Here is a 21,138-nt window from a genome sequence, read left to right as displayed (position 1 = left end):
GCTATTGGCATCAATGAGTTGCCGACAATAAAAGGAATGCCGTTTCATGGGTGAACTGGCCAAAGAAATCCTTCCAGTCAGTATTGAAGACGAGTTGAAGCAGTCCTACCTCGATTACGCGATGAGCGTGATTGTCGGGCGGGCACTGCCGGACGTGCGCGATGGCCTCAAGCCGGTACACCGCCGCGTGCTGTTCGCTATGAGCGAACTGAACAACGATTGGAACAAGCCCTACAAGAAGTCGGCGCGTGTCGTTGGTGACGTGATCGGTAAATATCACCCGCACGGTGACTCCGCGGTATATGACACTATCGTTCGCATGGCGCAGCCGTTCTCGCTGCGTTACCTGCTGGTCGATGGTCAGGGCAACTTCGGTTCGGTCGATGGCGACAACGCCGCTGCCATGCGATACACCGAAATCCGGATGACCAAGCTGGCCCACGAGTTGCTGGCTGACCTGGACAAGGAAACCGTCGACTGGGTGCCCAACTACGATGGCACCGAACAGATTCCAGCCGTCTTGCCTACCAAGGTGCCGAACCTGCTGATCAACGGCTCCAGCGGTATTGCCGTGGGTATGGCGACCAACATCCCGCCACACAACCTGACCGAAGTGGTCAACGGCTGTCTGGCGCTGATTGCCAACCCGGATATGACCATCGACGATCTGATGGAGTACATCCCGGGCCCCGATTTCCCCACCGCCGGCATCATCAATGGCCGCGCCGGTATCGTTGAAGCCTACAAGACCGGCCGTGGCCGTATCTACGTGCGGGCACGCTGCGAAATCGAGGACATCGACAAGGTTGGCGGACGTCAGCAGATCATCATTCATGAGTTGCCGTATCAATTGAACAAGGCACGGCTGATCGAGAAAATCGCCGAGCTGGTAAAAGAGAAGAAGATCGAAGGTATTTCCGAGCTGCGCGACGAATCGGACAAGGACGGTATGCGCGTGGTGATTGAGCTGCGTCGCGGCGAAGTTGCCGAAGTCGTGCTCAACAACCTCTATCAGCAAACCCAGATGCAGGGTGTGTTCGGTATCAATATCGTTGGTCTGCTCGACGGTCAGCCGCGCATTCTCAACCTGAAAGAGCTGCTGGATGCCTTTGTGCGTCACCGCCGCGAGGTGGTTACCCGCCGGACTGTATACGAATTGCGCAAGGCACGTGAGCGTGGCCACATTCTGGAAGGTCAGGCGGTTGCGCTATCGAATATCGATCCGGTGATCGAGCTGATCAAGAAGTCGCCGACCCCGGCTGACGCCAAGGTGGCGCTGATCGCCAAGGCCTGGGAGCCGGGCGCAGTGGTCGAGATGGTCGAGCGCGCCGGTGCCGAATCCTGCCGCCCGGATGGTCTGGACGAGCAGTATGGTCTGCGTGAAGGCAAGTACTACCTGTCGCCCGAGCAGGCCCAGGCGATTCTTGAGCTGCGCCTGCACCGCTTGACCGGTCTGGAGCACGAGAAGCTGCTCAGCGAGTATCAGGAAATCCTCAAGCAGATCGGCGAGCTGCTGCGCATCCTCAATAGTGAACAGCGCCTGATGGAAGTGATCGTCGAAGAGCTGGAACAGATTCGCGACAACTACGGCGATGCCCGTCGTACCGAGATCGTGGCTTCGCGCATGGACCTGACCATCGCCGACCTGATCACCGAAGAAGACCGCGTCGTGACTATCTCGCACGGCGGCTACGCCAAGAGCCAGCCGCTGGCCGATTACCAGGCGCAGCGCCGGGGTGGTCGTGGCAAGGCGGCAACGGGCGTGAAAGACGAAGATTACGTCTCGCACCTGCTGGTTGCGCACAGTCATACCACGCTGCTGCTGTTCTCCAGCCGCGGCAAGGTTTACTGGCTCAAGACCTACGAGATACCCGAGGCGTCGCGTACAGCGCGTGGCCGTCCGCTGGTGAATTTGCTGCCGTTGGAAGAGGGTGAGTTTATCTCCACCATGCTGCCGGTGGATGAGTACACCGAAGGCTGGTTCATCTTCATGGCCACCGCTAACGGTACCGTTAAGAAGACACCGCTGGAGCAGTTCAGTCGTCAGCGCAGCGTCGGTTTGATCGCGCTGGATCTCGACGAAGGCGACACCCTGATTTCCGCTGCGCTGACCAATGGCGAACGCGAGATCATGCTGTTCTCCGATGGTGGCAAGGTTACCCGCTTCAAGGAAACCGACGTGCGCGCCATGGGTCGTACCGCCCGTGGTGTTCGCGGTATGCGCCTGGCCGAAGGTCAGCGCCTGGTGTCCATGCTGATCGCCGAAGCCGGCACACAGATCCTGACCGCCTCGGAGCGCGGCTTCGGCAAGCGCACGGCAGTTGAAGACTTCCCGCAGTACAAGCGCGGCGGCCAGGGCGTCATCGCCATGGTCTCCAACGAGCGCAATGGGCCGCTGGTCGGCGCAGTGCAGGTGGTGGACGGCGAAGAGATCATGCTGATTTCTGACCAAGGCACCCTAGTGCGTACCCGGGTCAGTGAAGTCTCATGCCTGTCGCGTAATACCCAGGGCGTGATGCTGATTCGACTCGCGTCAGACGAGAAGTTGGTGGGCCTGGAGCGCGTACAGGAGCCCTCGGAAGAGGAGCTGGAAGCGGCGGTCGAGCTGGATGAAGAGGGCAACCCTCTGCCGGTCGAGCCCGCAGCTAATGACGACGTGCAGGATGATGAAGAGCAGCAACCCTTGGATGATCAGGAGTAATCGTGAGTAAGCGTCTGTTCAATTTCTGCGCGGGCCCGGCGGCGTTGCCGGAAGCAGTACTTCAGCAGGCCCAGGCCGAACTGCTTGATTGGCAGGGCAAGGGACTGTCGGTGATGGAGATGAGCCATCGCAGCGACGAGTTTGTCAGTGTCGCCCAAAGGGCCGAACAGGATCTGCGCGACTTGCTGCTGATCCCTGACAACTACAAAGTGTTGTTTCTGCAAGGTGGTGCCAGTCAGCAGTTCGCCCAGATTCCGCTCAATCTGATGCCTGAGGGTAGTAGCGCTGACTACATCGATACCGGTATCTGGTCGCGCAAGGCCATCGATGAAGCCTCGCGATTCGGCGCCGTGAACGTGGCCGGCAGCGCCAAGGCCTACGATTACTTCGCTATCCCCGGCCAGAACGAATGGCAGCTGTCGGCGGACGCCGCCTACGTGCATTACTGCCCGAACGAAACCATCGGCGGGTTGGAGTTCAACTGGGTGCCGCAGACCGGTGACGTTCCGCTCGTGGCGGATATGTCCTCGACCATTCTGTCGCGCCCGGTCGATGTGTCGCAGTTCGGCATGATCTACGCAGGCGCGCAGAAGAACATCGGCCCTAGCGGTCTGGTTGTGGTGATCGTGCGTGAAGACCTGCTCGGCAAGGCGCGCTCAAGCTGCCCGACCATGCTCGACTATGCCGTGGCTGCGCAGAACGACTCCATGTACAACACCCCGCCGACCTTTGCCTGGTACCTGTCGGGTCTGATTTTCAGCTGGCTGAAAGAGCAGGGCGGTCTGGATGCGATGAAACGCATCAATGACGCCAAGCAGCGCAAGCTGTACGCCGCCATTGATGCCAGCGAACTGTACAGCAACCCGATTAACCTGGCTGACCGCTCGTGGATGAATATCCCGTTCCGTCTTGCGGATGATCGTCTCGACAAGCCTTTCCTGGCCGGCGCCGAAGAGCGCGGTTTGCTGAATCTCAAAGGGCACCGGTCGGTTGGCGGTATGCGCGCGTCCATTTACAACGCGGTGCCTGAGGTCGCGGTGGATGCACTGGTGGCCTACATGGCCGAGTTTGAACAGCAGCACGGTTGATTTCCATGTCAGATGAAGACCAGTTGAAGGCGCTGCGCAAGCGTATCGATACCATCGACGAGAAAATTCTCGTCCTGATCAGCGAGCGCGCCGCCTGTGCGCAGACAGTGGCTCAGGTGAAGCAGAAGTCGTTGCCGGCGGACGCCAAGCCGGTGTTTTACCGCCCGGAGCGCGAAGCCTGGGTGCTCAAGCACATCATGGAGCTGAATCAGGGGCCGCTCGACAACGAAGAAGTGGCACGCCTGTTCCGCGAGATCATGTCGGCCTGTCTGGCGCTGGAAGAACCGCTGCGCGTAGCTTACCTGGGGCCGGAAGGCACCTTTACCCAGGCCGCCGCGCTCAAGCACTTCGGGCATTCAGTCATCAGCGTGCCGATGGCGGCGATTGACGAGATCTTCCGCGAAGTGGCGGCGGGCGCTGTGCAGTTTGGTGTGGTGCCGGTGGAAAACTCGACCGAAGGTGCCATCAACCACACGCTCGACAGTTTTCTTGAGCATGACATGGTCATCTGCGGTGAGGTGGAACTGCGTATTCACCACCACTTGCTGGTGGGCGAGAATACCCGCGCTGACAAGATCTCCCGCGTATATTCGCACTCTCAGTCACTAGCGCAATGTCGCAAATGGTTGGACGCACACTATCCGAATGTGGAGCGGGTTGCTGTGGCCAGTAACGCCGAGGCAGCCAAGCGGGTCAAGGGCGAGTGGAACTCCGCGGCCATTGCCGGTGATATGGCGGCTGAACTTTATGGGCTGACCAAGCTGGCAGAAAAGATCGAGGATCGTCCCGACAACTCCACACGTTTTCTGATTATTGGTAATCAGGCCGTGCCGCCCACCGGCGACGACAAGACCTCGGTCATCGTCTCCATGCGCAACAAGCCGGGTGCGTTGCATCAGTTGCTGCAACCGTTTCACTCCAACGGCATTGATCTGAGCCGGATTGAAACCCGGCCGTCGCGCAGCGGTAAGTGGACATACGTGTTCTTCATCGACTTCTTTGGCCATCAGCATGACCCGCTGATCCGCGATGTGTTGGAGAAGATCAATGATGACTCGGTGGCGCTGAAGGTGCTGGGTTCCTACCCGAAAGCGGTACTTTGAATCGTCAACGACGAGCTGCAAACCGCGCGCTGCGAGTCTCGGCAGACGGGTGTGGTTTCAGCTTGTCGCTCGCAGCTTGAGGCTTGTTTATGACTTGTGACTTCCTCGCTCTGGCTCGCCCAGGCGTACAAAAGCTATCCCCCTACGTTCCCGGCAAGCCGGTAGAAGAGCTGGCCCGCGAGTTCGGCCTGCAGGCCGAACACATCGTCAAGCTGGCCAGCAATGAGAACCCCATGGGGCCAAGCCCTGCGGTCAAGGCGGCTATCGCAGCGGCGCTGGTAGAGCTCACGCGCTATCCGGACGGTAATGGGTTTGCTCTCAAGCAGGTGCTGGCAAAGCGGCTGGGTGTGGCGACCGCCGGCATTACTCTGGGTAATGGGTCGAACGATATCCTCGAGTTGGTTACGCGCGCTTTCGTAGGTCCGGAGCACGAGGTCATTTTCAGTGACCATGCGTTTGCGGTCTATCCGATTGTCACCCAGGCAGTGGGTGCAAAAGCAGTGTCTGTGCCGGCAAAGGACTGGGGGCATGATCTGGCCGCCATGGCGGCGGCGATTACCGAGACCACTCGACTGATCTTTATTGCCAATCCCAATAATCCGACCGGTACCTGGATCGAGCGGGCCGAGTTGGAAGCGTTTCTGGCCAAGGTGCCGGAGCAGGTAATTGTGGTGCTGGATGAGGCCTACACCGAGTACGTTGAAACCGACGACGTGCCCAATGGTATGGACTATCTGGCGCAGTATCCCAATCTGCTGGTATCGCGCACCTTCTCCAAAGCTTATGGTCTGGCGGCGTTGCGCGTCGGGTATGGCGTCTCTAGTGCGCAGATCGCTGATGCGCTCAACCGCGTGCGGCAACCGTTCAACGTCAATAGTTTGGCCCTTGCCGCCGCACTGGCTGCCCTCGAGGATGAGGCGTACCTGATCGAAAGTCGGCGCATTAACCGGCTTGGCATGCAGCAACTGGAAGACGGCTGTGCGGCAATGGGGCTCAGTTGGATCCCGTCGCGTGGCAACTTCCTGGCGATTGACCTGGGACGCGAGGCTGCGCCGATTTTCCAGGCATTGCTGCGTGAAGGCGTGATTGTGCGTCCGGTGGCCAATTACGGCATGCCCAATCATCTGCGGGTTACCGTGGGGCTGCCGGAAGAGAATCAGCGTTTTCTGGATGCTTTGAAGCTGGTACTGCACCGTGGCTGATGTAACCGCGGTGTCATCAACAGCTCCCACAATCGGGCGCCTGACAGTGGTCGGGCTCGGCTTGATCGGTGGCTCCTTTGCCAAGGGCATGCGCCAGAGCGGTTTTTGTGGTGAGGTGGTTGGCTGTGACCTGGATCCGGTTTCACGGCGCCAGGCGGTGCCCTTGGGCGTGGTTGACCGCGTAGTGGCTGACCTGGCCGAGGCTGTGGATGGCGCCGATCTGATCATGCTTGCGGTACCGGTACTGGGCATGCGCGCAGTACTGGAACAGCTGGCAGCTTTGCCTCAGCCCCGTGCAGTGGTGACTGACGTGGGCAGCACCAAGGGGGCCGTGGTGAAGGCCGTAGAAGAAGTATTCGGCGAGGTCCCGAGTCACTTTGTGCCGGGCCATCCGATTGCAGGGTCGGAAAAAAGCGGGGTTGAGGCGGCGAGGGCTGACCTGTTCAAGCATCACAAGGTCATTCTGACGCCGCTCGAGAACACCAGTGAGCAGGCGCTGATGCTGGTGCAACAGTGCTGGCAGGCACTGCAGGCCGATGTTGAGCAGATGAGTGTGGCTGACCACGACGAAGTGCTGGCAGCCACCAGTCACTTACCGCACCTGCTGGCGTTTTCTCTGGTTGATACCCTGGCCGGGCGTAACGAGAACCTGGAGATTTTCCGCTACGCCGCAGGTGGGTTTCGGGATTTTACGCGGATTGCCGCGAGCGATCCGGTGATGTGGCGCGATGTATTTTTGGCTAACCGGGATGCGGTATTGCGCAGCCTGGATGCCTTTACCCAGGATTTGAGCCGCTTGCGCGATGCGGTCGAAAGCCGGGATGCCAATACGCTGTTGGGCGTGTTTACCCGAGCCAAGTCGGCGCGTGAGCATTTCAGTACTATTTTGGCCCGTCGGGCTTATATGGAACCTATGCAGACTAAATCAATCAATTTCGTCGCCAGCCCGGGCGGCAAGGTACAGGGCAGGATTCGCGTGCCCGGTGACAAATCCATCTCTCACCGATCCATCATGCTGGGTTCGCTGGCCGAAGGCGTGACCGAAGTTGAGGGTTTTCTGGAGGGCGAGGATAGTTTGGCGACGCTGCAGGCGTTTCGCGATATGGGCGTGGTGATTGAAGGCCCGCATCACGGTCGCGTCACCATAAACGGCGTTGGTTTGCATGGCCTGCAGGCGCCTCCCGGCTCGCTCTACCTGGGAAACTCGGGTACATCCATGCGTTTGCTCTCCGGCCTGCTCGCTGGGCAGGAGTTCGATACCGTGCTCACCGGCGATGCCTCGCTGTCCAAGCGCCCAATGGGGCGTGTCGCCAAGCCGCTACGAGAAATGGGCGCGCAGATCGAAACCGGCGACGAGGGTCGGCCGCCGCTACGCATTGGCGGGGCAGGGCGCCTGATGGGCATGGATTACACCATGCCGATGGCCAGTGCCCAGGTTAAATCCTGCGTGCTGCTGGCGGGCCTCTACGCTTCCGGGAGCACCTCGGTAACTGAGCCGGCGCCCACCCGGGATCATACTGAGCGCATGCTCAAGGGCTTCGGCTACCCGGTTAAAGTCGATGGCGCGACCGTAACAATCGAGTCCGGCCACACTCTGAAGGCCTGCAAGATCGATGTGCCCGCTGATATTTCGTCCGCCGCGTTCTTCATGGTTGCAGCCAGCATCTGTGAAGGCGCTGACCTGTTGCTGGAGCATGTCGGTATCAATCCGACGCGCATTGGCGTCATCAACATCCTGCGGGAAATGGGCGGCAATATCGAGCTGACCAATGAGCGTGAGGTTGGCGGTGAGCCCGTCGCCGATATTCGTGTGCGCTATGCGTCGCTGAAGGGTATCGATATCCCGGTCGATCAAGTGCCGCTGGCAATAGACGAATTCCCGGTGCTCTTTGTGGCGGCGGCTTGTGCTGAAGGGCGTACCGTACTGCGCGGCGCGGAAGAACTGCGAGTCAAGGAGTCAGACCGTATTCAGGTCATGGCCGACGGCCTGATTACGCTTGGCGTGAAAGCTGAACCCACCCCCGATGGCATTGTTATCGAGGGCGGTGCGATCGGCCCAGGCAGCGTCGAGAGTCACGGCGACCACCGTATTGCCATGTCGTTTGCGGTGGCCGCGTTGCGCGCTAATGGCGCTATTCAAATTAATGACTGCGCCAACGTGGCGACATCATTCCCGGACTTTGTCGGCTTGGCGCAGAGCGTCGGCATGCAGGTCCGTCTGGAGGAGAACGCGTGACTGAACAAGCTATTCCGGTGATCACCATCGACGGCCCTGGCGGGTCGGGAAAAGGCACCATTGCCGGTTTGCTGGCCAGTCGGTTGGGGTGGAATCTGCTGGATTCCGGGGCCTTGTATCGGCTGCTCGCATTTGCGGCGCAGAACCATGGCGTTTCGCTGACCAATGAAGAAGCGCTTGAGGCGCTGGCGGCTCATCTGGATGTGCAGTTCGTCGCTGGTGATGATGCGCGCGAGCAGCGCATTATCCTCGAAGGCGAAGAAGTGACCCGTGCCATACGCACCGAGGCGGCCGGAGCCGGTGCCTCTCAGGTTGCCGCGCTGCCGGCGGTGCGCACAGCTTTGCTGCAGCGACAGCGTGCCTTTCGTGAGGCGCCCGGTCTGGTCGCCGATGGGCGCGATATGGGCACCGTGGTCTTTGCTGATGCTGAATTGAAAATTTATCTGACGGCCAGTGCTGAAGAGCGGGCTGGCAGACGCCACAGGCAGTTGCTCGAGAAGGGGGAAGCTGCTAATCTGGCGAGTCTTCTCGATGAGATCGTTGCGCGTGACGATCGGGATATGAATCGCAGCGTTGCGCCCTTGCGGCCGGCTGAGGATGCAATCCAGATTGACTCCACGCAAATGGGCATCGAAGAAGTACTTGAAATGGTTCATCAGGAAGCGCAAAAACGCGATCTGCTGAACTGATCAGGCTGTTCTATCCGGGCAACCAGCCAAACCGGAAAGAGCATTGATACCATCAACCCACGCAAGCTGGTGGCGTGGCGGGTAAGTGGCTGCACGGCGCGCTCTTGAGCGGCTGAGCGGTAGCTGCCTTTATACTTAATTTACAGGATTCCAAATGAGCGAAAGCTTTGCCGAACTTTTTGAAGAAAGCCTAAAAACCCTTGATATGGAGCCGGGCTCCATCATCACCGGTATCGTTGTGGACATCGACTCCGACTGGGTCACCGTTCACGCCGGTTTGAAATCAGAGGGTGTTATCCCACGCGAGCAGTTCCTGAACGATCAGGGCGAACTGACCATCGAAGTGGGTGATGAGGTTCACGTTGCACTGGACGCCGTTGAAGACGGTTTCGGTGAAACCAAGCTGTCCCGCGAGAAGGCCAAGCGCGCCGAGTCGTGGAAAGTCCTCGAAGCTGCTTTCGCTGCAGAAGAAATCGTCAAGGGTGTTATCAACGGCAAGGTCAAAGGTGGCTTTACCGTCGACGTCAACACCATTCGCGCGTTCCTGCCAGGTTCTCTGGTTGATGTGCGTCCGGTTCGTGACACCACTCACCTGGAAAACAAAGAGCTGGAATTCAAGGTCATCAAGCTGGACCAGAAGCGCAACAACGTTGTCGTTTCCCGTCGCGCTGTCCTCGAAGCCGAAAACTCCGCCGAGCGCGAAGCCCTGCTGGAAACTCTGCAGGAAGGCCAGGTGGTCAAGGGTATCGTCAAGAACCTCACCGATTACGGCGCATTCGTCGATCTGGGTGGCGTCGATGGCCTGTTGCACATCACCGACATGGCGTGGAAGCGCATCAAGCATCCGTCCGAGATCGTCAATGTTGGCGACGAGATCGATGTCAAGGTGCTGAAGTTCGACCGTGAGCGCAATCGCGTTTCTCTGGGTCTGAAGCAGCTGGGCGAAGATCCATGGGTTGCTATCACCGGTCGCTACCCAGAAGGCACTCGCGTTACTGCCAAGGTCACCAACCTGACCGATTACGGCTGCTTCGCAGAGCTGGAAGAAGGCGTAGAAGGCCTGGTTCACGTATCCGAAATGGATTGGACCAACAAGAACATCCATCCTTCCAAAGTCGTCAATGTTGGCGATGAAGTAGAAGTCATGGTTCTGGACATCGACGAAGATCGTCGTCGTATCTCCCTGGGCATCAAGCAGTGCAAGATGAACCCATGGGAAGAGTTCTCCAGCAAGTTCAACAAGGGCGACAAGATCTCCGGCTCCATCAAGTCGATCACCGATTTCGGTATCTTCATTGGTCTGGACGGCGGCATCGATGGTCTGGTTCACCTGTCCGACATCTCCTGGAACGAAGCCGGCGAAGAAGCAGTACGTCGCTTCAAGAAGGGCGACGAGATTGAGACTGTCATCCTGTCTGTTGACCCAGAGCGCGAGCGCATCTCCCTGGGCGTCAAGCAGCTGGAAGACGATCCGTTCTCCAACTTCGTTTCCCTGAACGAGAAAGGCACCATCATCACCGGTACCGTCAAGGAAGTTGACGCCAAGGGCGCAGTAATCACCCTGGCCGATGACATCGAAGGCACTCTGAAAGCCTCCGAAATCAGCCGTGACCGCGTTGAAGATGCTCGCAACGTTCTGAACGAAGGCGACAGCGTCGAAGCCAAGATCATCAGCATCGACCGCAAGAGCCGCGTCATCAGCCTGTCTATCAAGGCGAAAGACGTAGAAGACGAGAAAGAAGCCATCCAGGACCTGCGCAAGCAGGAAATGCTGGCAGCTGGTCCGACCACCATCGGTGATCTGATCAAGCAGCAGATGGAAGGCAAAGGCAACTAAGCCTTTCCAGCTGTAGAAAAAGGGCGACTTCGGTCGCCCTTTTTTGTGCGCCCAAGAAAGCGATTGGCTTTATTGTCCTTGCGATCGGTGCTCGTCTGATTTCTATGGGAGAGAAGTGCTTTCAGCTTTTTCTGTCGCATGCCGTTCAGCTATTCGTGCCGCTCGTTGCCTTTCAGTATCCAGCTTGCTGCTTCCGGGCTTTGTCCGGCGTTTGCTTATCAGGCTGTTCAAAGCTAGTCAAGCATGGTAAAACCGTGTAAAACGAAGCTACTCGCTTGATAAAAAAGGGAAAACCATGACCAAGTCGGAGTTGATCGAGCGCATTGTCGAGCAACAGGGGCAGTTGTCGGCGAAGGATGTTGAGCTTGCGATCAAGACTATGTTGGAGCATATGTCTCAAGCACTTTCTACGGGGGAGCGCATCGAAATTCGGGGGTTTGGCAGTTTTTCGCTGCATTATCGTGCGCCCAGGGTAGGGCGTAACCCAAAGACCGGTGATGCGGTTGAACTCGAGGGTAAATTTGTGCCGCATTTCAAACCGGGCAAGGAGTTGCGTGACCGGGTTAACGAGTCGCTGGAAAACAGCTGATCCGGAGTGCCACTCACAGTGCCCTGCGTTATACTTCGCCTACACAAATGGATGCGGAGTAGTATGGCATGCTATGGCTAAAGCGCGCGTTGCTGATCGTTGTTTTGCTGCTGGTGGCATTGGCAACAATGGACTTCATGCTGGAGAACCAGCAATCCACGACGCTGCAGTTTCTTGAAGTTCAGTCTCCTGAGCTACCCCTGTCTATCTACATCGTTTTCTCCTTCATTCTCGGCAGTATTCTCGGTGTTTTTATTGGCTGGCTGATTACTACCCGTTTGCGCCTGAAATTGATGGTGCAGAGTAATGAGCTGAATCGTTATCGCAAGGAAGTCGATAAGCTGCGCACCCAAGCCGTCAAAGGCTGATCCCATGCAGGAACTCTTGTTCCTAGGCCTGTTCGTTGCGGCATTGGCGATAGGCTGGTTTCTTGGGCGCCGCGAAGCGATCAAGGTAGGTTTTATGCTGCAGCCGCATGGCAGCGCGATTGATCGCCAATACTTCATTGGTCTCAACTACCTGCTGAACGAGCAGCCGGACGAGGCAATCGAAACCTTCATCCGTGCCCTTGAAGTGAATCCGGAAACCGTTGAAACCCACATTGCTATCGGCAAACTGTTTTGCCAGCGGGGCGATGTAGAGCGTGCGATTAAAGTGCATCAGAATCTGCTGGCACGTCCCAGCTTGAGCGCGCAGCAGGCTGATCGCGTACAACTGGAACTGGCCCGTGATTATCTGGCGGTGGGTATGCATAATCGTGCCGAGCGTCTGCTGGAAGAGCTGGGTGCTTCGTCTTCCAGTTTGCGCGGTGAAGCGCTGGGTGATTTGGTCACGGTATATGAGCAGCAGCGTGACTGGATGCAGGCAGCCCAAATCGGTTCGCGTTTATTGCGCGAGAGGCCGGGTTTCGCCGTCACCCAAGCGCACTATTATTGTGAGTTGGCGGATGAGGCGCTGCGCGCTCGTTACATTAATCTTGCACTGGGGCATCTGCAGGCAGCTTTAAAAGTTGAGCCCGGTAGTACTCGAGCCATGCTGATGCTGGCTGATCTGGAAGAGCGGCAGGGGCATAGCCGTGCCGTACTCAAATGGTTGCATCGCATTGCCGATGAATCGCCAGACTTTGTTCCGCAGATATTGCCGCTGGCACGACGCTGCGCGGATAATGGCGACCTGGATCTGTCCGTGTACCTTGAGCGGGTGCTGGAGCGTTCAGAGCCACCGATGTTGCAGACCGTATTGGCCCGTAGTGGCCAATTGGAGAAGCACGAAGGTGTTACTAGTGCGCAGCGCTTTTTGCTTGACTGGGTACAGCGGCACCCTTCCATCGGCGGGACGCTCGGGCTGGTCAGGTTGCAGTTGCGCAGCGCGGCCGAGTCAGAGCAGGGCGGCATGCAAGTGCTCAGGCAGTTACTGGAATCCTTGCAGCAGCAGCGCCCGCAATACCGCTGTGAATCCTGTGGTTTTGCTGGGCAAAAACTGTACTGGCAATGCCCCACTTGCCACGGCTGGTCAACTATCAGGCCCCTTAAGGGGTATGAGGTAGTTTGAGTTTTAACTCGTGAATGTTCAAAACAGGAAGCAAAGTATGTTGAGCACTAGCCCAATCATTGTCGCGCTGGATTTTCCTGACGCCCGATCGGCGATGAGTATGGCCGAGCAGCTGGATTCGACGCGTTGTCGCGTGAAGGTCGGCAAGGAGCTGTTCACCAGCAGTGGTCCGGCGGTAGTGGAAGCACTGCAACACAAGGGCTTTGAAGTGTTCCTTGACCTCAAGTTCCACGACATTCCCAACACGACCGCGAGTGCGGTTCAGGCTGCTGCTGAACTGGGAGTCTGGATGGTCAACGTACACGCCGCTGGTGGGCGGCGGATGATGGAAGCGTGCCGCGATATCCTTGAGCGGCGTAGCACGCGTCCACTACTGACGGCTGTGACTATTCTCACCAGTCTGGAGCAGGAAGATCTGCAGGAGGTGGGTGTGGATATTGAGCCCATGGTGCAGGTGCAGCGCTTGGCACGGCTGACTCAGGACTGCGGGCTGGATGGTGTTGTGTGTTCGGCCAGAGAAGCCAAGGCGCTGCGACATGCGCTTGGTGATGAGTTCTTGTTGGTGACACCGGGAATTCGTCCGGCCGAGAGCAGTGCGGATGATCAGAAACGCATTGTGACGCCCGCACAGGCGCTTGAGAACGGTAGCAGTTACCTGGTGGTTGGCAGGCCGATAACCAAGGCAGAAAAGCCTGAACAGGCGCTGGAGGCGATTCTGGATACCCTGTAAGGCCAGTCGCCCGCGAGCAATAAAAAACGCCGCATTATGCGGCGTTTTTTATTGCATTCTTTAATGCATCGCTAACAAGGGCTATTCGCTGATTTGCGACTGCTGGTAATTTTCCAGCCCCACTTTGTCGATCAGGCTCAACTGGGTTTCCAGCCAGTCTACGTGCTCTTCTTCGGATTCCAGAATATCTTCGAGCAGCTCGCGGCTGCCGTAGTCGCCGGCTTCCTCGCAGTAGGCGATGGCGGCTTTCAGATCGGGAATACCTTTCATTTCGAGCTTCAGGTCGCACTCGAGAATTTCACGTGTGTTCTCGCCGATCATCAAGCGGCCAAGATCCTGCAGGTTTGGCAGGCCTTCGAGAAATAGAATGCGCTTGATCAGCACATCGGCGTGCTTCATCTCATCAATGGATTCTTCGTATTCGTGCTTGCCCAGCTTGTCCAGACCCCAGTCCTGCAGCATGCGAGCATGCAGAAAGTACTGGTTGATGGCGACCAGTTCATTGCCAAGGATGGTATTCAGATGCTGGATGACTTTTTTGTCGCCTTTCATGGTGCAAACCCTCGGAAACGTAAACTTGCCAGTGGCCAAGTGTGGTCTGGTGAGGGGCGTCTGTCAAATATAAGTATTTGAAAAGAAAGGAGTTAAAAATGATTATCAGTTGGTATATGCAGCACTTTCTCAGGCCGCTACGTACTGCGCCGTGGCCATTGCGGCCGCCTGGCTACTGGTCATGTTTTCCAGCAGGATGGATTTGCAGTCACGTGCACATTTACCGCATTGGGATGCTACGTCCAGCTCTGCCCGCAGATCACGCATGGAGCAAGCGCCTTGGTTGATGGCGTCCTTGATCTGGGTGTCGGTAATACCCTTGCAGAGACAAACGTACATGCAGACTCTCCGGTAGCGGATCTGGCGGCTGATGTATGCATGCTAATGTTAATGAGAATTATTGTCAAAGTTTATGATGGTGTTTTTATTCGGGATGGCACTCAAGTGCCTGAAGGTCTTCCAGCAGGGCATCCAGACGATGGGCAAGATGTTGTTTTTGCTTGGCGGTCGAGGTCTGCATGACCTGCACCAACAGTGTCATTAAGGCTTGCTTAGACAGGGGTTCTTGTTGGGCGTAAAGGGGTGTCTGCAGTTCACGATAATCGACGATCAGGTGGTGAATGCGCTGGGTGAAGTCGCCTTGGTGCCGGGTGGGAAGTTCTTTGAACAGCAATTGGTGCCAATGTTCGCGGTTATCCAGCCAGATTTGGTTGTTGCCATCACGCTTGCTTGCCCACTCTTTAATAAGCACCTTCTGATCGGGCTGCAGGCGGCCTAGCCAGTGCCGCAGCATTTTTTCCACGCGCTTTGCGCTTTGCGCGCGTTGTTCCTCCAGCGGCGGGTCGAGCAACTCTTCGCGTTGCTCTGCCAATTGGTGGGCCAGGTTGGCCCTTAGTTCATCGACCTGCTCGTCTTGCAGGCGCTGCAGCAGGCCGCTGGTCAGCGGTGCGCTGTGAGCCAGTAGTGTGTCAGCCAAGGCTTCGATGCGCAGCGCATTGGCTTCAAGTGTAGTCGTCTGCAGGTCTTGGCTGAGGAGATGCTGGCCGAGTTCGCTGAGGGCAGAACGATAACGGGGAAGCTCTTGCGCGCAGTGCCAGCTGAGCAGGTTTTGCAGCTGGTTGTCGAACCAGGCCTGCTGGTCACCGTTGAGGTCTACGAGCTGATTCACCTTACGGCTGATCAGCCAGTCGAGGTTGCGGTAGGTCAGCTGGGTTGCACTGCAGGCGCTGACCAGCAAGGCAAGCATCACCACAGCGAACAGACGGGCTGCTCGCTGGGTTGCAAAAGGTGGAAGGTTACGCCGAGTCAAGGCGTTGCCCGTCAATCAAAGGCGTCGTTAATGATGGCTTCGATGATGCCGGTCGTAACGCTGACGAGGATGGCGTCTTCGCCAGCCTGGCGCCAGTCATAACCCTCGTAGTGGGGCAGGTTGCGGCTGAGGCGAGGGTCGATCTGCTTGGCGATGCCCGGCGGTAAAGGCTTGCCGCGGGCGAGGTTCTTGCGAATCCCGGGTGGCAGGCTGTCTCGACTGCCAACATACTCGCGATTGTCACGGAAGATGCTACGCACCAGTTGTTCGTTGATGTCGATGTGATCAGCCCGTCCTCGGTCGTCGTAATGGTCATCCTGATGATGGCCGCCGCCCTTGTGGTTGCCTTGACCGGGATGGTTCTCGGGCTTGGCCTGCAGCGGTGTTGCCAGTATCGCTGTTAGCAGGCTGGTCGCCAGTACGTAGGGGATGCACTTATGCATGGTGATGACTCCGTCTTGGATAGGCGTTGTTCTGTTATAGCAGATTGGAGTCGCCGCGCAGTACTAGGTTCAAACTGACCTTACCTTGAGCATCCAGAGTAGGCTCCAGATCAATGCACCAGCGCCGAGCCACAGGGTATCGGGTAGTTGACCGCCCTGATCCAGCCATAATCGGGCCAGCCACGGCGCGATGAGCTGAGTGAAGCCGTAGAGCGCTATGAGTGCGGCAGATAAGCGTGGCCCTTGCTCGGGCTGTAGAGAACGCCCAAGGCGCTGGGTTAGTAGCACTGCGCCCAGAAAGCTGCTGCCCATCAGTAATGCACATAACGGCATGCCCACCGGGGCAGGCAACAGCAAGGCGGCTAGTACGCTGACAGCCTGCATCGCGTAATTGAAAATCAACGCGTTGCGGTCCCCCAACTTTTGTCCCAAATGATTCCAGACCCAGGCGGAGGGTAGCGTCGCGCAGGCCAGGATAAGCCAGCTTTCGCTCACCATGGGGTGCTGCTCGCCCAGTTTCAGGCTGGCAATCATCGGCAGGAAAGTCATGGGCAGAATGTAGCCCAACCCGGCACCGGCATAGGCGAGAAATAGCGGGTTACTGCGCTGATCAAACAATCGTCGCCTTACCCCCGCAGTATGCTGAGGTTGCGATGGCAGCGTCATGGCAGCCATTGTCCATGCACCCCATGCCGCCAGCGGTAAGCTTAGGAGCGCAGCTGGCCACCAGCGCTGCGCGGCATGCAGATCCAATACCGGCGGGTTGGCGAGCAAGCCCGAAATGACCAGCCCGCCACCAACGCCCAAATAGGCTAGGCCACTGAGGGCGATACGTTGCCGCGTGGCAAGCCATTCCATCAGCAGTGCCGGCACCATGACAAAGATCATGCCATTGCTGATGCCGTTGGCCAGACGCAAGCTGAGCAAACTAACGAACTGATTACTTTGCGTGAGGGCCAGCAGAGTGACGCAATGCATGACTAGCGCGGCGGGTATAGCGATGCGCAACTGGCCCGAGGTGTGCCAGCGGATGGCCGCTAGCGCGCCTAGCAGATAACCCACGTAGTTCCAGCTGGCCAAGTCAGCTGCCTGAGTGACGCTGAGCTGACCGTCAGCAACCAGCAGGGGAAGCAGCGGTGTATAGATGAAACGCCCTAGGCCGTGTACCACCAGCAGCAAGCAGGCCGCGGCGGCCACGGCGGTTGTTGGGGTTGGCTGTATTCTGGGCATCGCTGGGCTCTCATTCTGCGCACGCGGAAAGACGTTATAGGCGCGCCCAGGCGACTCTCTCATGCTCGACCTGGCGACCGGGGCTGACAGTACACCTCAGAGGGGGCGATGAGCCAATAATGTATATGAATGTTGCGCAACTCTCGGGGTGATATAGGCGAAAAAGTTGTGAATGTGGGGCTTTTGTGCGGGCAATGTCGCTTAAACGGCTGGTTTTATTAAGAGCGTCGTAAATTTTTGCCAGTTTTGAGCAAACGCAAGCAACTGCTCTAGCACGGCACCTTGGTATAGAGTAGACACGCGTACACAGCGCAGGGCATCGCAGTTCCTGCCTGCTATGAGACGACAAATACAAGAAAGCGGCTGCCAGCGGTGGCTCGCACGGTTCTCACCAGGAGATAGGTATGTCCGAATCCGGCATCTTGAAGCGCTCCACTATTCTTATTCACGGCTCCATCGGTATGCCGCTGGCCATTATTGGCTACCCGTTGGTGGTGTATCTGCCACCGTTCTATGCGCAGGAAGTCGGTCTGAACATGGCGCTTATGGCGCTGGTTCTGGTATTTGCACGGATCACCGATGTGATCACCGACCCGCTGATCGGCACTCTCAGTGATCGTTGGCAGACGCGTCTGGGGCGCCGCAAGCCCTGGCTGGTAATGGGTGTGCCGTTGATGCTGATCGGCACCATCATGATATTCATGCCTCCCGACGGCGTGGGAATTGGCCATCTGCTGTTCTGGACGGTGCTGATGTACCTTGGCTGGACCATGGTGACGCTGCCTTATGGTGCCTGGGGCGCCGAGCTTTCCAGTCTTTATCATCAGCGTAGCCGCGTGGTTGCTTCTCGCGAGGGGTATGTGCTGATAGGTCTGTTTCTCGCTGCTTTGGCACCGGCCATTGTGCAGGCGTTGGGCGCGCGTTATCAGGCCGGGCAAACCGATGGCTTTTTGATGGAGTCTGCCGTCTGGCTGTTCGGCAAGGACGGCCAGTTGGGTATTGGTTACGGACCCATCCTGGCGGTAATGGCCTGGCTGATGATCATTCTGTTGCCGCTGACGGTCTTGCTGGTTGTCACGCGGGTCAAGGAAGCGCCTTCGCAGTCAGTTCAACGTACAGAATGGAAGAAGGGACTGCGGGTGTTGAAGAACAACGGTCCCTTCAAGCGCATGATTCTAATGCTGTTGGTAGTGGTCACCGGAGAATCCTTCCGTAACGCGCTCTCGGTCTTTTTCATGCAGCACGTTATCCAGATTCAGGCGCAGATCGGTCTTATGTACCTGCTGTATTTTGGCGTCGGCATTCTGGGTATTCCGTTCTGGTTGCTGGTGGGCAAGCGCATCGGCAAGCACAAGGCGTTTTGCATGGCGTTGGGGATCTCCAGTGCCAGCATCCTGGGTATGTTCTTCCTTGGTGCTGGACAACTGCTGCCCTTCGCGCTGCTGTTTTGCGTAAAAGGTTTCTGTTTTGCCGCGTTCCAGTTTTTGCCGCTATCCATGCTGGCGGATATTGTTGATCTGGATACTGCACGGAGCAAGGAGCATCGGACCGGGCTGTTTTTTGCCATCGGCGGCATGGCTCAGAAAATGGCCATGGCCCTCGGACTTGGTCTGTCGCTCGGGTTGTTGGCGCTGGTCGGGTTTGATGCCAAGGCCGTTGAGCACAGCGCCAACCAGTTGCTCTCGCTGCGCATACTCTACATTCTGGGGCCGGTGCTGTTGTACATGAGCGCCTTCGCCATCGCCTGGAAGTACCCGTTGACGGCGGCGCGTCAGGAACGCATCAACCAGTGGGTCGTCCGCCGCAATGCACGCCTGAGCACTACTGCGAGCTAGCTTGACTGGTGACAGGCGGCCAGCTGGCCTGGCCGTCTGTACATCCCATGGTCAGGTTTTTTCTTTGCGCTCTGCTGTCTGCTTCCGCCGATACGCATTACTTGGGTATGCTGGCGTACTTCAATGATTGAACGCCATGGCACAAGGAACTTCAGGCCCATGTCTGAGCACTCGCAATTTCGGCTGTTGCGCAGCAAGCGCTTTTTACCCTTCTTTCTAAGCCAGCTATTAGGCGCTTTCAACGATAACCTGTTCAAGCAGGCGTTGATTCTGGCAATCCTGTTCAAACTCAGTTTTTCTGCCGACAGTGATCTGCTGATCAACTTGAGTGCGATGCTGTTTGTTCTGCCGTTCTTCCTGTTTTCCGCCCTGGGGGGGCAGTTTGGCGAGAAATATCGCAAGGACGCGCTCATTCGCCGCATCAAGCTGGGTGAAGTGGTGATCATGCTGGTTGGGGCGTTCAGCCTTTGGCAGGGGAGTTTGAGCCTGATGTTGGTGGTGCTCTTTGCCATGGGCACGCAGTCCGCACTATTCGGCCCAGTGAAGTACTCGATCCTGCCGCAGCACCTGCGCGAAGACGAGTTGATCGGCGGCAATGCGCTGGTCGAGATGGGCACCTTTCTGGCGATTCTCGGTGGCACGCTCTATGCGGGGTTGCTGATGTCGGGCTTGGCTTGGGCGCATTGGGTCGGTGGTTCTGTGGTGGTGCTGGCAGTGCTGGGCTATCTGGCCAGTCGGCGCATTCCTGCCGCGGCGGCGGCACTGCCAGACCTGCCTCTGGATTGGAACATCTTCCGCCAGTCATGGTCGATTCTGCGCCTTGGGCTGGCAAAGCAGGTGCCCTCTGTTTCGCGTTCGATTCTGGGTAATTCGTGGTTCTGGTTTCTTGGGGCTACCTACCTCACACAGATTCCGGCCTACGCAAAGGAATACCTGTTTGGCGATGAGAGCGTGGTCACACTGATTCTCACTGTGTTCTCGGTGGGTATTGCACTGGGCTCAATGCTGTGTGAACGGCTATCCGGGCATAAGGTGGAAATCGGCCTGGTGCCGTTTGGCTCCATGGGGTTGACGGTGTTCGGGCTGTTGCTGTGGTGGGTGTCTGGCGCGGTAGCGCCGGGTGATATGGCTTACACCTGGACAGCATTGCTAGCCCAGCCGGCAGCCTGGTTGGCGATGGGCAGCATTCTCGGGCTGGGGGTTTTTGGCGGCTTCTACATAGTACCGCTGTACGCATTGATTCAATCGCGCACTCACGAGGACGAGCGCGCGCGCGTGATTGCCGCCAATAATATTCTCAATGCGCTGCTGATGGTGTGCTCTGCGCTGCTGTCTATCGTGCTGCTGGGCGTTGCAGAGTTCAGCATCCCGCAGGTGTTTCTCACCATTTCGCTGCTCAACGTGCTGGTAAACCTCTATATCTTCAGCGTGGTGCCGGAATTCACAATGCGTTTTCTGGTCTGGCTGCTGGGCCATTCCATGTACCGCGTAGCGCACCATAATCTGGAGGCGATCCCGGATGAGGGGCCATGCGTGTTGGTGTGTAATCACGTGTCTTTCGTCGATGCATTGCTGATTGGTGGCGCCGTGCGTCGCCCGGTGCGCTTTGTCATGTACTACAAGATCTACCGGTTGCCGGTGCTCAACTTCATCTTCCGCACTGCAGGTACCGTGCCCATCGCCGGACGACAGGAGGACGAGGCCATTTATGAGGCCGCGTTCAAGCGTATAGACGCTTATCTGCGGGCGGGGGAGGTAGTGTGTATCTTTCCTGAGGGCAAACTGACTGCTGATGGTGAAATGAGCGAATTCCGCAACGGCATCAGCCGCATACTGGCGAACAATCCGGTGCCGGTGGTTCCCATGGCTCTGCAGGGACTGTGGGGCAGCTTTTTCAGTCGTGACCCGAACAAGGGCTTCTTCCGACGCTTCTGGTCACGGGTTGGCTTGGTGGCGGGGAAGGCGCTGCAGCCGGATCAGGCAGAGCCGGCAGTGCTGCAAAGCCAGGTGCAGACTCTACGCGGTGATCGGCGTTAGAGTCCG

18 protein-coding genes are annotated in these 21,138 nt (G+C 57.7%); 13 read left to right on the top strand and 5 right to left on the bottom strand.

All coding sequences use genetic code 11. From position 1 onward, the window contains the following. Window positions 1–46: 46 nt before the first annotated feature. The 11 genes from gyrA (at window position 47) to pyrF (ending at window position 13,726) form a co-directional block, all read left to right on the top strand. Window positions 47–2,701, top strand: a complete 2,655-nt coding sequence (gene gyrA, locus V7747_RS12765) for a DNA gyrase subunit A (RefSeq protein WP_442909254.1) — start codon at window positions 47–49, stop codon at window positions 2,699–2,701. Window positions 2,702–2,703: 2 nt separating this feature from the next. Continuing rightward, the gene (gene serC / locus V7747_RS12760) at window positions 2,704–3,789 is read left to right on the top strand and encodes a 3-phosphoserine/phosphohydroxythreonine transaminase (RefSeq protein ID WP_335616407.1); all 1,086 of its coding nucleotides are present in this window, start codon (window positions 2,704–2,706) and stop codon (window positions 3,787–3,789) included. Between the two features lie 5 nt (window positions 3,790–3,794). After that, window positions 3,795–4,892: a prephenate dehydratase gene (gene pheA, locus V7747_RS12755; protein ID WP_335616406.1), complete on the top strand. Its 1,098-nt coding sequence runs from the start codon at window positions 3,795–3,797 to the stop codon at window positions 4,890–4,892. A gap of 89 nt (window positions 4,893–4,981) precedes the next feature. Further along, window positions 4,982–6,094, top strand: coding sequence for a histidinol-phosphate transaminase (hisC, locus tag V7747_RS12750; protein WP_335616405.1), 1,113 nt, complete (start codon window positions 4,982–4,984; stop codon window positions 6,092–6,094). Then, on the top strand, window positions 6,087–8,330 hold the full coding sequence (locus tag V7747_RS12745) for a bifunctional prephenate dehydrogenase/3-phosphoshikimate 1-carboxyvinyltransferase (RefSeq protein WP_335616404.1): 2,244 nt from the start codon (window positions 6,087–6,089) through the stop codon (window positions 8,328–8,330). Before hisC ends, V7747_RS12745 begins: the two co-directional genes overlap by 8 nt. After that, complete coding sequence (gene cmk, locus V7747_RS12740; RefSeq protein ID WP_335616403.1) at window positions 8,327–9,019, top strand: (d)CMP kinase; 693 nt, start codon at window positions 8,327–8,329, stop codon at window positions 9,017–9,019. The genes V7747_RS12745 and cmk overlap by 4 nt, the downstream gene beginning before the upstream one ends. Before the next feature lie 154 nt (window positions 9,020–9,173). Next, on the top strand, window positions 9,174–10,856 hold the full coding sequence (rpsA, locus tag V7747_RS12735) for a 30S ribosomal protein S1 (RefSeq protein WP_092282979.1): 1,683 nt from the start codon (window positions 9,174–9,176) through the stop codon (window positions 10,854–10,856). 295 nt (window positions 10,857–11,151) lie between these two features. Then, window positions 11,152–11,445: an integration host factor subunit beta gene (ihfB, locus tag V7747_RS12730; protein WP_092282980.1), complete on the top strand. Its 294-nt coding sequence runs from the start codon at window positions 11,152–11,154 to the stop codon at window positions 11,443–11,445. A 68-nt stretch (window positions 11,446–11,513) separates the two neighbouring features. After that, window positions 11,514–11,813, top strand: coding sequence for a LapA family protein (locus tag V7747_RS12725; RefSeq protein ID WP_092282981.1), 300 nt, complete (start codon window positions 11,514–11,516; stop codon window positions 11,811–11,813). Between the two features lie 4 nt (window positions 11,814–11,817). Then, window positions 11,818–12,996 (top strand): lipopolysaccharide assembly protein LapB, encoded by a 1,179-nt coding sequence (gene lapB / locus V7747_RS12720; RefSeq protein WP_335616402.1) that lies wholly within the window; start codon window positions 11,818–11,820, stop codon window positions 12,994–12,996. Window positions 12,997–13,033: 37 nt separating this feature from the next. Then, window positions 13,034–13,726: an orotidine-5'-phosphate decarboxylase gene (gene pyrF / locus V7747_RS12715; protein WP_335616401.1), complete on the top strand. Its 693-nt coding sequence runs from the start codon at window positions 13,034–13,036 to the stop codon at window positions 13,724–13,726. Between the two features lie 81 nt (window positions 13,727–13,807). Here the strand turns inward: pyrF and bfr are convergent, their stop codons facing one another. The 5 genes from bfr to V7747_RS12690 form a co-directional block, all read right to left on the bottom strand. Then, window positions 13,808–14,278 (bottom strand): bacterioferritin, encoded by a 471-nt coding sequence (bfr, locus tag V7747_RS12710; RefSeq protein WP_335616400.1) that lies wholly within the window; start codon window positions 14,276–14,278, stop codon window positions 13,808–13,810. A gap of 129 nt (window positions 14,279–14,407) precedes the next feature. After that, window positions 14,408–14,617 carry a bacterioferritin-associated ferredoxin gene (locus tag V7747_RS12705; protein WP_335616399.1) on the bottom strand — a complete coding sequence of 70 codons (210 nt, stop codon included), beginning with the start codon at window positions 14,615–14,617 and terminating at the stop codon, window positions 14,408–14,410. A gap of 85 nt (window positions 14,618–14,702) precedes the next feature. Beyond that, window positions 14,703–15,587 (bottom strand): DUF6279 family lipoprotein, encoded by an 885-nt coding sequence (locus V7747_RS12700; protein ID WP_335616398.1) that lies wholly within the window; start codon window positions 15,585–15,587, stop codon window positions 14,703–14,705. Between the two features lie 11 nt (window positions 15,588–15,598). Beyond that, window positions 15,599–16,030 (bottom strand): anti-virulence regulator CigR family protein, encoded by a 432-nt coding sequence (locus V7747_RS12695; protein ID WP_335616397.1) that lies wholly within the window; start codon window positions 16,028–16,030, stop codon window positions 15,599–15,601. Between the two features lie 69 nt (window positions 16,031–16,099). After that, window positions 16,100–17,260, bottom strand: coding sequence for a YbfB/YjiJ family MFS transporter (locus tag V7747_RS12690; protein WP_335616396.1), 1,161 nt, complete (start codon window positions 17,258–17,260; stop codon window positions 16,100–16,102). A gap of 404 nt (window positions 17,261–17,664) precedes the next feature. Between V7747_RS12690 and V7747_RS12685 the strand changes: the two genes are divergently transcribed. Both V7747_RS12685 and V7747_RS12680 read left to right on the top strand, forming a co-directional pair. After that, entirely contained in the window at window positions 17,665–19,095 is a 1,431-nt protein-coding gene (locus V7747_RS12685; RefSeq protein WP_335616395.1) for an MFS transporter, read from the top strand. Window positions 19,096–19,254: 159 nt separating this feature from the next. Then, window positions 19,255–21,132, top strand: coding sequence for an MFS transporter (locus V7747_RS12680; protein ID WP_335616394.1), 1,878 nt, complete (start codon window positions 19,255–19,257; stop codon window positions 21,130–21,132). Window positions 21,133–21,138: the final 6 nt, after the last annotated feature.

The sequence above is a fragment of the Halopseudomonas sp. genome, from assembly GCF_036960865.1.
Lineage (GTDB): Bacteria > Pseudomonadota > Gammaproteobacteria > Pseudomonadales > Pseudomonadaceae > Halopseudomonas.
Note: the sequence above shows the minus strand (reverse complement) of the source record. Positions and strands in the feature narration are given on the sequence as shown.

Coding starts and splice junctions, on each gene's coding strand:
- V7747_RS12725 (WP_092282981.1), top strand. CDS start 11,514: ATGCTATGGCTAAAGCGCGCGTTGCTGATCGTTGTTTTGCTGCTGGTG.
- ihfB (WP_092282980.1), top strand. CDS start 11,152: ATGACCAAGTCGGAGTTGATCGAGCGCATTGTCGAGCAACAGGGGCAG.
- lapB (WP_335616402.1), top strand. CDS start 11,818: ATGCAGGAACTCTTGTTCCTAGGCCTGTTCGTTGCGGCATTGGCGATA.
- V7747_RS12680 (WP_335616394.1), top strand. CDS start 19,255: ATGTCTGAGCACTCGCAATTTCGGCTGTTGCGCAGCAAGCGCTTTTTA.
- hisC (WP_335616405.1), top strand. CDS start 4,982: ATGACTTGTGACTTCCTCGCTCTGGCTCGCCCAGGCGTACAAAAGCTA.
- rpsA (WP_092282979.1), top strand. CDS start 9,174: ATGAGCGAAAGCTTTGCCGAACTTTTTGAAGAAAGCCTAAAAACCCTT.
- V7747_RS12690 (WP_335616396.1), bottom strand. CDS start 17,260: ATGCCCAGAATACAGCCAACCCCAACAACCGCCGTGGCCGCCGCGGCC.
- V7747_RS12695 (WP_335616397.1), bottom strand. CDS start 16,030: ATGCATAAGTGCATCCCCTACGTACTGGCGACCAGCCTGCTAACAGCG.
- bfr (WP_335616400.1), bottom strand. CDS start 14,278: ATGAAAGGCGACAAAAAAGTCATCCAGCATCTGAATACCATCCTTGGC.
- V7747_RS12685 (WP_335616395.1), top strand. CDS start 17,665: ATGTCCGAATCCGGCATCTTGAAGCGCTCCACTATTCTTATTCACGGC.
- pyrF (WP_335616401.1), top strand. CDS start 13,034: ATGTTGAGCACTAGCCCAATCATTGTCGCGCTGGATTTTCCTGACGCC.
- V7747_RS12705 (WP_335616399.1), bottom strand. CDS start 14,617: ATGTACGTTTGTCTCTGCAAGGGTATTACCGACACCCAGATCAAGGAC.
- pheA (WP_335616406.1), top strand. CDS start 3,795: ATGTCAGATGAAGACCAGTTGAAGGCGCTGCGCAAGCGTATCGATACC.
- gyrA (WP_442909254.1), top strand. CDS start 47: ATGGGTGAACTGGCCAAAGAAATCCTTCCAGTCAGTATTGAAGACGAG.